The sequence below is a fragment of the Candidatus Hydrogenedens sp. genome (assembly GCA_035378955.1).
In the GTDB taxonomy this organism is placed as follows: Bacteria; Hydrogenedentota; Hydrogenedentia; order Hydrogenedentales; family Hydrogenedentaceae; genus Hydrogenedens.
Genome location: DAOSUS010000019.1, coordinates 25,710 through 39,335, shown reverse-complemented (window position 1 = coordinate 39,335; position 13,626 = coordinate 25,710). Strand labels below are relative to the sequence as shown.

Sequence of the window (13,626 nt, the reverse complement as noted above, 5' to 3'; positions counted from 1 at the left end):
ATAAAAATTAATACATTTTTGTATGTTTTTTATCTTTTAATAAAATAACAAAGTGTTTTTATAAAAATTTTTGTTAAAATATAATGATTTAATACATATTGGAATTTTTGAAGATAATTTGTATGTTGATTTTATACAATAATGTATGTTAATATAATTATTATTTATTAAATATTTTGCTTGGAGTTAACAAAATGCAGAAAGAACCTCACCAACAAAAAACATTGTATGAGCCTTTTTTTGAGCATGACGCTTGTGGCGTAGGTTTTATTGTAAACATTGATGGGAAGAGAACTCATCAATTAGTAAAAGATGCTCTTCGTATATTGGTAAATCTTACACATCGTGGAGCATGTGGTTGCGACCCCGAAACAGGTGATGGCTGTGGTATTTTATTTCATATTCCCCATCGTTTTTTCGAAAAGCAATCCCCTGGTTTAGGATTTGATTTGCCTTCGCCGGGGCAATATGGCGTAGGAATGGTTTTTCTTCCTGTAGATAATCAATTAAGAAATACTTGCAAAGAAATTTTAAAGCAGACCATCATTGAAGAAGGTCAGGAATTTTTAGGATGGCGTGAGGTTCCGCGAAATTCTCAATGTATTGGTTGGCTTGCCCGTTCTAACGAACCCATTATTGAACAAATTTTTGTAAAGAATGTCACCTGTCCGGATATTGAATCTTTTGAACGCAAATTATTTATTATCCGCAAGTCTGCCTCTCATAAAATTCGACAATTTCTCGGGGAACAAAAAAATCTTTTTTACATAACAAGTATGTCTGCAAGGACAATTGTATACAAGGGTTTATTTTTGCCCGAGGTTATGGATAAATATTACGAAGATTTGGCAGACCCGGAAGTAGAAAGTGCCTTAGCCATTATTCATCAGCGGTATAGCACAAATACACTTCCCAGCTGGCAATTAGCACAGCCATTCCGTTTCCTCGCCCATAATGGGGAGATTAATACCCTGCGAGGGAATATTAATCTTATGAGTTCTCGCGAATCTGATTTGAAGAGTTCTCTTTATGGAGACGATATAAAGAAATTATTTCCCATTTTAACAGAAGGTGCCAGTGATTCTGCCATTTTTGACAATGCTTTTGAATTGCTTGTCCGTGGCGGTCGTAGTATTGCCCATTCCATGATGATGATGATACCCGAACCCTGGAGTCATCATGAAAGTATGCCCGATTTCAAGAAGGCTTTCTATGAATTTCATGCCTGTAAGATGGAGCCATGGGATGGTCCTGCATGTATGGCTTTTACAGATGGGGTGCAGATAGGTGCGGTTCTTGACCGCAATGGACTTCGTCCGGCTCGCTATTGGATTACTACAGACCAGCAGGTCATTATGGCTTCTGAAGTAGGCGTTTTAGATATACCGCAGGAAAAAATAATAAAGAAGTGGCGATTACAGCCGGGGCGTATGTTCCTTGTGGATTTAAACGAAAAACGAATTGTTGATGATGATGAAATTAAAGAAACCTTATCCCATAGAAAACCTTATCGTGCATGGCTCAATTTGAACCGTATTATTTTTCCGAGAGAAGTGCTGGAAACAAGACCCACAAATGAATTAGTTCCCTTACGGAAAAGGCAAAAAATTTTCGGTTATACAGAAGAAGATATTTCACTTTTGCTCAAACCGATGGCAGAAACGGGAGCAGAGCCTGTGGGTTCTATGGGAAATGATGTGCCGCTGGCTGTTCTTTCCGAACGACCTCAATTATTATTTAACTATTTCAAACAATTGTTTGCACAGGTTACCAATCCTCCCTTAGACCCTATACGGGAAGAGATTGTAATGTCTCTCGAAACGGATATCGGACGGGAATATAATCTTTTAGATGAAACCCCTGAAGATTGTCAGATGATACATCTACATTCCCCTATTCTCACCAATGCTCAGGTAACTTACATTCGCAATTTGAAGAAAAAGGGACATCGTGCGGAACCTATCAGCACATTATTCTCAGTAAAAGAAGGTATTCAAGGCTTCTTAAACGCCATAGATAGAATTTGCAAAGAAGCAGAAAAGCATGTGGATAATGGAGCCACTATTTTGATTCTTTCCGACCGTGGAGCTGGGCTTCATCATGCACCTTTACCCAGTTTATTAGCCACAGGTGCTGTTCATCATCATCTTGTTCGTGTTCACAAACGAACCCGCTGTGGAATTGTTGTTGAGAGCGGGGAACCTCGTGAAGTTATGCATTTTGCCCTGCTATGTGGATATGGAGCCGGGGCTATTAATCCCTACCTTGCATTTGAAACCATTTCAGAAGGTGTTGAGAAAGGAAAAATTATAGAAGAATATCCTGGTAAAGCCCATAAAAAATATATTAAAGCCATTGAAAAAGGGCTATTAAAAACCATGTCTAAAATGGGAATCTCTACCCTGCAAAGTTACCGATGTGCCCAGATTTTTGAAGCATTAGGTTTAGGTCAGGAAGTAATTGACCGTTGTTTTACAGGCACACCATCACGCATAGGAGGATTGGGCTTTGAAGACATAGCCAAGGAAACTTTAGCGCGTCATGAAATGGCTTATAATCCATTAAAATATCGTGAAAATGAATTGGACATTGGTGGGGCTTATCGTTGGCGTCAGCGGGGGGAATTTCACCAATGGAATCCGGAAACCATCGCTCTTATTCAGCATGCAACCCGATTAAACAGCTGGCAGAAATACCAGCAATTTGCCGAAGAGGTTAATAATCGCAATCGGACTTTTGCAACACTTCGTGGACTTCTCAAATTTAAGAAAGGAAATCCAATACCGCTGGAAGAAGTTGAACCCGCTTCAGAGATTGTAAAACGGTTTTGCACAGGAGCCATGTCTTACGGTTCTATTAGTCAAGAAGCCCATGAAAATCTCGCTATTGCTATGAATCGTATTGGTGGAAGAAGTAATACAGGAGAAGGGGGAGAAGACCCAAAACGATTTATCACGGAACCTAATGGCGATAGCAAACGCAGTGCCATTAAACAAGTAGCCTCCGGAAGGTTTGGAGTAACTAACGAATATCTTGTCAATGCTGATGAACTGCAAATTAAAATGGCTCAAGGTGCCAAACCGGGAGAAGGGGGACAATTACCGGGGCATAAAGTATATGAACACATTGCCAAAGTTCGATACTCAACACCGGGTGTGGAACTTATCTCCCCTCCTCCTCATCACGATATTTACTCCATAGAAGACCTGGCACAATTGATATACGACTTAAAAAACTCAAATATTTATGCAAAAGTCTCCGTGAAATTAGTATCCGAAGTAGGTGTAGGGACAATCGCCGCGGGTGTATCCAAAGGGAAAGCCGATTTAGTCCTTATCAGTGGACATGATGGAGGAACAGGTGCTTCCCCATTAAGTTCAATCAAACATGCTGGGTTACCCTGGGAATTGGGGTTATCAGAAACCCATCAAGTCCTTGTTAAAAATAACCTGCGAGACCGTATTACAGTGCAGGTAGATGGGCAACTCAAAACAGGTAGAGATGTAGTTATCGGAGCATTATTAGGGGCTGACGAATTCGGCTTTGCAACGGCACCTTTGATTGTAAGTGGATGTATAATGATGCGAAAGTGCCATAGCAATACCTGCCCGGTTGGTATCGCAACACAAGACCCGGAATTACGCAAGAAATTTGAAGGAAAGCCGGAATATGTGGTGAATTATTTCTTCTTTGTAGCCGAAGAGGTACGGCGGATAATGGCGGAATTAGGTTTCCGTAAATTCAACGATATGATAGGGCGAAGTGACTTTTTAGAGTATGACCCAAATCCAAACCACTGGAAAGCCCAAAAGGTAGATTTATCTGCAGTTTTGGCAAAAGCCCAACCGTGGGAAGGCACAACATTATACTGCAGCAAAAAACAAGACCATGGATTAGAAAAAGCCCTTGACAATCTATTATTAGAAAAAGCCAAACCTGCTTTAGAACGAAAAGAACCCGTTCGTTTTTCGATTTCGGTTAGGAATATACATAGAACCGTAGGGACTATTCTTTCAAGCGAACTCACTCGACGACATCGTTTAGGAATGTATACAGGTCATCTTCCTGAAGATACCGTCTGGATTGATTGCTATGGCGTAGCCGGACAGAGTTTTGGAGCATTTATCATTCAAGGAGTTACTTTAAACCTGATAGGTGAAGCCAATGATTATATCGGTAAAGGCTTATCCGGTGGAAAAATCATAGTGACACCGCCTCCTGAAAGTCCCGTTATTCCTGAGGAAAACATTGTAGTGGGAAATGTTGCTTTATACGGTGCTACCAGGGGTGAAGTGTATTTTCGTGGGGTGGCTGGAGAACGTTTCTGTGTTCGCAATTCAGGGGCATGGGCTGTCGTAGAAGGGGTAGGCGACCATGGCTGTGAGTATATGACAGGAGGTAGGGCTGTTATATTAGGAAAAACAGGTCGCAATTTCTCCGCAGGAATGACCGGCGGTATTGCGTTTGTTTATGACCCTGATAACGAGTTTGAGATAAAGTGCAATTTACAAACAGTAGAACTTAAACCTCTGCATGAAAAAAGCATACCGGAACTTCGGTATTTGTTAGAACGACATTTGAAATATACAAAAAGCCCAATCGCATATAAAATTCTCGCAAACTGGGACAAAGAACTTGAACATTTTATTCGAGTTATGCCTAAAGATTACGCACGAGCATTAAAAGAAATGAACAATCAACAAGAAGTACCTCTATTAAAAACAGGTTAATGGAGAATTTTTATGTTCCCTGAAAAATCAAAAGGCTTCATGGTTTATAAAAGGGAATTAGGTTCGGAAGACCCTCCCCAGGAACGGATAAAGCATTTCTGTGAATTCCACCATTCCCTGCCGGAAGAAAAAATTCGACAGCAGGCATATCGCTGTATGAACTGTGGTGTCCCGTTTTGTCATCATGGTTGTCCATTAGGAAATCAAATTCCTGATTTTAATGACCTTGTAAAGGATGCCGATTGGAAACAGGCACTGGAAGTGCTGCATTCTACAAACAATTTTCCTGAATTTACAGGAAGGGTCTGTCCGGCTCCTTGTGAGGCATCCTGTGTTTTAGGGATTAATGAACCTCCTGTAACCATTGAGCAAATTGAATATGAAATTGCAGAACGCGGATGGCGTGAAGGATGGATTAAACCAGAACCACCGGAACATCGCACCGGAAAACGAGTTGCTATAATAGGTTCGGGTCCCAGTGGTCTTGCTGCTGCCCAGCAACTTAATCGAGCCGGTCATTATGTAGATGTATTTGAAAGAGCCGATGAACCCGGTGGTTTACTGATGTATGGAATTCCCGGATTTAAATTAGATAAATCCGTCGTTTGGAGAAGAATTAATCAAATCATAGATGAAGGGGTAACTTTTCATTGTTCTTCGGAAGTGGGGAAAAACATACCTGTAGAACAATTATTAGAATATGATGCCGTTTTATTTACAATAGGCTCTACCATCGCTCGAACTTTTACTAGCATGAATATACCGGGCTCTTCCCTCGCAGGTATTCATACCGCGTTAGAATTTCTTACACAAAGCACACGAAGGGTATTGGGTAAAAAGATAGATGGGAAAGAAATATTAGCCACAAATAAAAATGTCATTGTAATTGGAGGTGGCGATACAGGTTCCGATTGTATTGGGACAAGTATTCGACAGGGTTGTAAATCTGTTGTAAATCTGGAACTTTTACCCCGTCCTCCTTTAGAACGAACAGGAGATAATCTCTGGCCTCAATGGCCTATGATACTTCGAACATCGTCCAGTCATGAAGAAGGAGGCGAACGATTATTCAGCGTTTCTACAAAAGCATTTGAAGGCGATGAACGCGGTTATGTGAAAGCCATTCATTTGGTTCGTGTAGAATGGTATACCGATGAAAATGGACAAAAACGGTTTCGGGAAATTCCCGGTTCAGACATGAAATTGCCCTGCGAACTGGTGCTGCTGGCAATGGGTTTTGTCGCACCGGAATCCGACCTGTTTGTGGAAAAATTGGGGATTGAACTTTATACCACTCGTTTTGGAAAAGCGATTAAGACAGACAACAAATACATGACCACACGGCGTGGCTTTTTCTCCGCAGGCGATGCTCGTAGAGGACAATCCCTTGTTGTTTGGGCAATTTCCGAAGGAAGGGAATCGGCTCGTTGCATAGACGAATACCTCATGGGTAGGACATATCTGCATGCTAAAAATTCTTGGGGCTATTCCTGTCAGAGATAACAGCCTTGTTATTTTTGCCCAAGAGCAGATCGGTATTGATTAATCCGTTCAAGCCATGTTGAAGTGAGTGTAAGGGGTTTTACAGCATATCGGGGAGAGGTAGCAGGCTTGATGTTGTATTCTTTTTCGGCATCGGGAATCATCGGTCTATAACTTATATCCGGTGGAGAAAATTTTGCATTAGAATTTTTATCTTTGGCTGTGAAACGGATGGAACGACCCACAACATCTACATTCCTCTTTGATTTCAAAAGTGTTTTCGGGTCTGTTCCCCATTCATATAGAATTACGGGACCATTGTCTCCAGTAGCAACACCCGCCATAGATAAATCTGTCCCACTGCGATAATCTATCATGGCGTCCAACCAATCAAAAGGAAGTCCATTATAATAATCATACGCACCAAATACCCTTCCTTCGGAGAAGCCATCATTATATCCGTCAGAAAAACCACCGTCTAACCATTCCACATGCTTATCAGTTGCGAGAAATGTTTGCCAGCCGGACTGGTAGGCACAATCATAACCTTCACTAAAACCGATAGTAAAAGCGTAGTCGTATTCCACAAAGTAACCATCATTGTAAGCAAACCATAGACCATCATAATAACCTGCGTCATAAGCGGGGCTTTCTACCTGCGGGATTTTATCGCCCTGATAATAAATCGTTCCACCATTGATGGTATCATAACTATCAAAAAAACCTGCCCAATAATAATCATCCTGAGCAAAACCATCATTAAAACCGCGTTCATATTCTGCTTCATCGATAATAATGGGACAACCTGTGAATGCGATAAGAATAAAAGGTAATATCCCTAAATACAATCCCATCTTCTTGTCTTTTTTAGTCTGCTGTTTCATAATACATTCCTTATCATGGTTGTTTTTAATTCTTACCGTATCCCTCTGCCACCTATAGACGACCTGCCCGTTGAAAATCCTGGCGATTGTCTTTGAAAAGAAGGTGTACTTGGCGTAGCAAAGGAAGGTGTATCTATTTTGGGGACTGAAAAACTCGACGGAGCAGAATTGCGTTCCACTCGTGGGACATCTATTGTCATAGGACGGGATGGAGGTGAACTTATAGAGGACCTCGATGTACTCGAATTGCCTCTATTAAATGATGGGACAGAAAAACTTGTGTTATTACTTGTATTCCTTGACCCGAAAAGAGATGTATTTTCTCTTGGAGTATCAGGAATAGAAGTAGAAGTATACTTCTGCGGAGGAAGTGTTCGAACAGAAATACCGGAGTTTTCACGAACAGACGACCTCTCATGGGGTATATTTACACTGGCTTCATTCATAGACCTCGTTGAAAAGGTATGTGCTCCTCTATTACTATCCGTTGAACGAATTTGAAAGTCGGGAACCGATGTGCGTTGAGGAGTTTCTTCTCGGGCTCTTACAGAGCCAAAAGTATACCTGTCCGAAGGTGTCTGTTTGATATTATCCCAATTTAAACCAGAACCTCTCGTATTTCCGCGATTACCTGGATTGCTACGGTCTGTGGGGGTGGAACGCGGTGTAGTATTGTCTCTATCGCGATTCGTTGTCCCCGAGCCCGAATCGTTTCGAGGGGTTGTTCGGGTAGGGCCTGAAGAGGAACCGCTACCGGATGGATTGTAATCACGGGGTTTTCGTTCTCCATCCATATCTAATCTTGAAAAAGAGGGCGATTCAATTCCTTTGCGGGATATACCTTCTGAACGATTCGATGTCCCTGACAAGGAGTTTCTTATCTCTCTGTTAACTATAGGTGTATTTACAACTCTTGTCGGAGATGATTCCGAACGAAGTGTATTTCTAACATCAGCACTTCGGACAGAAAAATCTCCACTTTCATGGTTAGACCGTATCTGTGTATTTCTCTCTATAGCACGCGTAAATCCGGTATCACTTTTTTTACCACGAATTGAACTGCGGTCAATAGAAGAATCTCTTGGAGAAAAACCTTCGTTGTCAAAGCGAATTGCTGTCGCCCTTGGAGAGGTATTGTTTAGTCTTATCTCACGGAAAGAATTGGAACGCTCATTCAACATTGCCGTTCGCATAACAGAAGGGGGCATTTCCGTTTGACCCCGAAAACCTTGTGTTGAAGTTCTCCGTGCAAAATAACTCTCTAATTCATCTACACGGGCTCGTGCAAGCATTCCCGAATTGTTATAGTTAGAAATTCCTCGAATTGTTCGCGGCGGATTATAATCACGCACCATCGGCATGGAATTTTGATATGGGATGCGCACTCTTGGAGAAGGATACCGTTCTATATTCCAGATATAAACATTTGTCGGATTGGTAATAATGTAATTAACAACGGTGGGGGCAACCGGTGCAATATAGTAAGGCGAGGTATAAACATAAGTAGCCGGAACATAGGAACAAGCACCTACATAAAAGTTTAAGCCACCCACAGTAAAACTAACCCCTGTAGAGACACGAACCGGACGGCAATAGAAATCTACGGGTGTCCACACAAAATAATCACCACAACGAACGGTAGCCACCCATGCAGGGCTCCATACCGGGTCATATCCCCAGACCCAGCCATAACTATCATAATAGACCCAGCGACCATAATGCGTCGTAATATACCCAAAAGGATAGGTCTCTACCCAAACCGAACCTATCGCAGGGACATAAGTCCAATATCCTGTGCGATACGGAACATAATCGACAACAACCGTTGGTCTCCAGTAGTATCGTTCATCAATAAGCACCCAGTCTCCACAATCGGATAATTCCGTATATCCAATTGTACGACTTGTAACTTCTACATATTTTGGAGGTGTTTTCACAGGAGCAGAGAGCAATTCTGACCGCCCTTGATTCCATCGGTCAAAGGAATCCATCTCGGTTGTCGCAAATGAAACAACTTCAGAAGGTAGATATCCAACATCAACCCAGCATTGTTTGCCACTACTAACAACTTCATTCCCCCCGCGCTCTGTTGTTACATAGGCTTTTCCCCAACGCGTAGAAACTCGTGTTGTCCCACTTTCCCCAATATCTATGCGAACACAGGTATCCGGGTCAAAAGTAATCTTACATGAGGGGGAAGTAAGAGAAACCGTTCCAGAACTACGAAGCACTCGTTCAATATAAAAAGAGCCTGTTATCCCATAGATAGATAATTCCGGTGAAATCTGGACTATTTTCGCTTTAGAGGCATCTGCCATACGGAAGAAAACACCCTCTGGAAATTCAATTTCTGTGCTTCCTCCTTTATCCACCCACAAAGTATCCCCTGTTAGCACAAGTGTATTTAATGTTGCACGGCTCCAATCCTCATCATCCATTCCTCTAATAAGGGTGCTCTCCGCATCATAACTTACGCGTCCATGTAGAGGAAATTCTGTGTCTGCAAATACACAAATCGTAGATGCAAGTGCCATATTCAGAATAACTATGGCATAAAATTCTGGTATCTTAAAATATTTCATATATTTACCCTTTCTAAGGTCATAATTACATATTCAATTTTCAATCTATTTATCCATTTATAAAAGACGAAATATAAATTGCGAATATTCACTTAAACTGATGTATAATTCTAACTCTTAATCGAAAATTCCTCTTGCAAAATTACTTAGACAAAAAGATAATTTCCAAAAATATAAGTGGTTGTATTATCATTATTTTACCATTATTGAATACGATAAGATGTAATTCGTGATAAAGGTCGTTTTGAAATGAAATTAGATATCGCAGGACTTTCCGACAAGGGACGCAAAAAAGAAAAAAATGAGGACTTCTTCGGTATCTTCCGAACAGAATCCACAGATATAAAATTATTTGAAGACGGGGCTCTTTTGATTGTGGCTGATGGCTTGGGAGGACACATCGCAGGTGATGTTGCAAGTAAATTAGCTGTGTCGCTAATCAAGGATATACTCAAACAAGAACCGTGGCAGGAAAATAAAAATGATGAGGTTAAAGATTTAAGAGATGAAGGACCTCTACCGCTACTCCGTGATGCATTTCAAAAAGCCAATGAAAGCATATACAAAACTAATAAAGATTTAGTAAAAGGCAGCAGACCTATGGGAACTACGGCTCTGGCTGCAATTATTATCCCCGGGAAAATTTATATTGCCAATGTTGGAGATTCCCGTGCCTATCATATCCGCAATGGCGAAATTTTAGAATACACTGAAGACCATTCATGGATAGATGAACAGGTAAAACAGGGACTTATGTCCCGTTCCGAAGCGGAAAAAGATACCCGAAAACATGTGGTAACCCGTTGTATCGGCACACATGCAGATATTGAGGTAGATGTATATCGCTGGCACCCCGTCTCAGGTGATATTTTACTACTTTGCACAGACGGATTAACCAATATGGTCCCAGACGAACAAATCCTTGAAATTATCCGTAAAGGAGGCACAGCGGGGGAAATTGCTCAAAAACTGGTTAATCTCGCAAATGAAAATGGTGGTAAAGATAACATCACAGCAATCGTTACCATTATTGAACCCAAAATCTTTCAACAATTATTCTTAAAAACTCGATTATTTTGGCGAAAACATAGCGGAAAAATTTTAAAACTCCTATTCCTTCTCATTTACGGTTTCTTATGTGGAACCTTAGGCTACTTCCTTCGAGGCTTAATGAAATAGTTCCCTCAAATGCAATCTTCAAAAATTCTGAATGAAGATTCAAAAAAAATCGAACAAGCATGGAGATTATGGAAGTAGCCAAGAAGATAGCCGATGATGAAGAATCTGCCGGTACCTGCAAGCCTTGGGATTGCTTAAAACTTATACCACCTACCCTTTTTGCTCCTCCGAACAGGTTGGCTGGATAAGGAGATGTATTCATAAGTGTTCTATCTGTTGTCGGAAATAGTCGCCAATACGAGGCAGTGTTCTGGAAAAAACCCGACTTACTTATGGACGGCTGTTGATGTTAGTAAAGTAGAGACGAATAATTATTCGTCTCCACGGAATTTCAATTTGAAACTCGAGACCATTAGGCGGTGATATTTACATAAAGATATTGAGACGAATGTTTATTCGTCTCCACATTATGGATTAGTGGTGTATAGGTTTAAGTTTGAGCGGATAGAGTTCAGCAAGAGTTTAGATATGGTAAGGTGTATATAATAAAAAAAAATAAAGTTAAGAGGGCGATTGACCAATCGCCCTCTTAACCTTGCTTCTAATGACAGTTTTCGTTTCTACTAAATCCCCTCACAAATACATAGCCGGAAAACGAAGAGGTGGTGGTGGTGCAGATTCTAATGACAGTTTTCGTTTCTACTAAATTCTCTCACAAATACATAGCAGAACAGATGGAGTTATTAAGTGATAATATGTTATTCCCATCTCCAACGATTCACAAATATACAGCAGAATAAATGGAATTGTTGAAAGAGATAAAACCGATAAATATCCCTATCAATTTTCCTCATGTCATTAAAAACACCCATCCCTGCCTGTATTTTCTATTCCCATATTCCCACAAATTAAACGAATTTGCATGAATGAAATATGAATTATTGTCGTGTTTCTGTTTACAAAGGTGGGACTTTAAGCCATCTCCGTTCCTGCCAGCTTTGATATGCCAGTTCGGCTAATTGAACTCCTTTTGCTCCTTCTAATAAATTCCATGGGAAGGGGCTATCTTCTACAATATGAAGTAAGAACAATTTCCACTGTGCCTTAAAAGCATTGTCATATTGCAATCTATCAGGAACTTTCATCCATCCTTCATAAAAATTAATAGGTTGTGGAATATCCGGGTTCCATACAGGTTTGGGTGTGCTTTCTGCCGGTTGTATGTAACATTCTCTTAATCCAGCAACGGCGGAACCATTAATTCCATCTACCTGCACAGTCAGCAAATCATCTCTGCGAACGCGTGTGCACCACGAAGAATTGAAATGACAAATTATGCCTCTCTCGGTTAGAAAAGTAGTATAAGCGGCATCTTCTACATCACAGATATAAGGTTTGCCTGATTCATCCCATCGTTGAGGAATATGTGTCATTGCCATACAATTGATATCTGTAATAGTCTCGAAAAGATTGTCCACCAGATAACGCCAATGGCATACCATATCCTGAACAATTCCGCCTCCTTCGGATTTCTTATAATTCCATGAAGGACGCTGTGCAGGTTCAAACTCCCCCGTAAATACCCAATAACCAAATTCACCGCGGACTTCGTGTATCCTGCCAAAGAAGTCCTGACGAATAAGTTGGGATAGTTTTAATATACCGGGTAGCCAGAGTTTATCTTGAACAACCCCATGTTTTACTTTTTTCTCTTCTGCCAGTTTATATAACTCCATCGCCTGCGATAGATTTGAAGCAGAAGGTTTTTCACAATATATATGTTTACCTGCAAGTATGGCTTTTTTTACAGCATAATATCGCAAACCTGTTGTCTGTGCATCGAAATAAAGGGTATATTTGGGGTCTGATAATACATTATCCAAATCTGTTGACCACGGCAAACCCGAATATTTTTCTGAAATTTCGGACAGTTTTTGTGCATTTCTACCAACCAGAATAATTTCTGGTATTATCTTTTTACCTTCTTTAGTTAGCAAACCTCCTTCCTGTATCAGAGCCATTAAAGAGCGTTCTAAATGTTGATTTTTTCCCATCCGCCCTGTTACACCATTCATTATAACGCCGATACGAATAGTATTCATTTTATAACCTCCTATTATTCTTTACCATTATTCCCGCTGGGGGCAATATTATTTTCTGAGGTAGGTTCTTGTTGCTTTTTTTTAATTTTAGGTCGTTTGTCGGCACCCGGGTAGAGGTCTTTAAACTGGTCTCGATAGATTTCGCGTATACGCGACCATAAAAAGTGCACTAACAAATTTCGCAATTCAATCGGGTTGTTGACGAAACGAACGCCTATTCTTAAAGGGACACCTAACCGGGGATTGGGTGGAATTTTACGAACAATTATTCCATTAAATATATAGACACGCCCGTTCATAGGTAGGTAAATACGCAGAGGATTTGTTAATGGTAATAAGTGCTCCACAGCGAAATAAGCCCCTGTGCTACTTATATCTAATAAGGTTGCTTCAAAGGAAATTCTGTTCTCCCCATACTCTACACGGACGGGTTCATTTGCCACAACTCGCCATGCCTGTCGGCGTTCTATATAAGTTCGACTTGCCGCACGTCGTAAAAATAAAATATCGTTAAATTGGCGGGGCATATTAAGTGTAAAATAATAATATGTCATACGAAAAAATTCATATTGCACCTGCAAATCAACATAAATTCCCGGTCCAATAGGCTCTTCCAGAGGATATCTCAATGATACCCAATCACCACCTATTTCACTAATCACCACAGGAACAGCCCATTGTCCCCATATAAATTGAACCTCTGTTCCCTCTGTTAAAATATACATTC

Annotated in this window: 7 protein-coding genes; 3 read left to right on the top strand and 4 right to left on the bottom strand. The window is 40.7% G+C overall.

Annotation, left to right across the window (positions count from 1 at the left end; translation table 11 throughout):
• Positions 1–194: 194 nt before the first annotated feature.
• Positions 195–4,730, top strand: a complete 4,536-nt coding sequence (gene gltB / locus PLA12_05935) for a glutamate synthase large subunit (protein ID HOQ32036.1) — start codon at positions 195–197, stop codon at positions 4,728–4,730.
• A gap of 12 nt (positions 4,731–4,742) precedes the next feature.
• The gene (locus tag PLA12_05930) at positions 4,743–6,233 is read left to right on the top strand and encodes a glutamate synthase subunit beta (GenBank protein ID HOQ32035.1); all 1,491 of its coding nucleotides are present in this window, start codon (positions 4,743–4,745) and stop codon (positions 6,231–6,233) included.
• An 8-nt stretch (positions 6,234–6,241) separates the two neighbouring features.
• Here the strand turns inward: PLA12_05930 and PLA12_05925 are convergent, their stop codons facing one another.
• Together PLA12_05925 and PLA12_05920 are read right to left on the bottom strand one after the other, a co-directional pair.
• Positions 6,242–7,096 (bottom strand): hypothetical protein, encoded by an 855-nt coding sequence (locus PLA12_05925; GenBank protein HOQ32034.1) that lies wholly within the window; start codon positions 7,094–7,096, stop codon positions 6,242–6,244.
• Positions 7,097–7,128: 32 nt separating this feature from the next.
• Complete coding sequence (locus tag PLA12_05920; GenBank protein ID HOQ32033.1) at positions 7,129–9,678, bottom strand: hypothetical protein; 2,550 nt, start codon at positions 9,676–9,678, stop codon at positions 7,129–7,131.
• Positions 9,679–9,927: 249 nt separating this feature from the next.
• On the opposite strand from PLA12_05920, the gene PLA12_05915 reads away from it, so the two are divergent.
• Entirely contained in the window at positions 9,928–10,857 is a 930-nt protein-coding gene (locus tag PLA12_05915; protein ID HOQ32032.1) for a Stp1/IreP family PP2C-type Ser/Thr phosphatase, read from the top strand.
• 896 nt (positions 10,858–11,753) lie between these two features.
• Here the strand turns inward: PLA12_05915 and PLA12_05910 are convergent.
• Positions 11,754–12,899, bottom strand: coding sequence for a Gfo/Idh/MocA family oxidoreductase (locus PLA12_05910; protein HOQ32031.1), 1,146 nt, complete (start codon positions 12,897–12,899; stop codon positions 11,754–11,756).
• A gap of 14 nt (positions 12,900–12,913) precedes the next feature.
• A complete protein-coding gene (locus tag PLA12_05905) occupies positions 12,914–13,624 on the bottom strand; it encodes a PilZ domain-containing protein (GenBank protein HOQ32030.1) in 711 nt (236 codons plus the stop codon).
• Positions 13,625–13,626 lie beyond the last annotated feature (2 nt).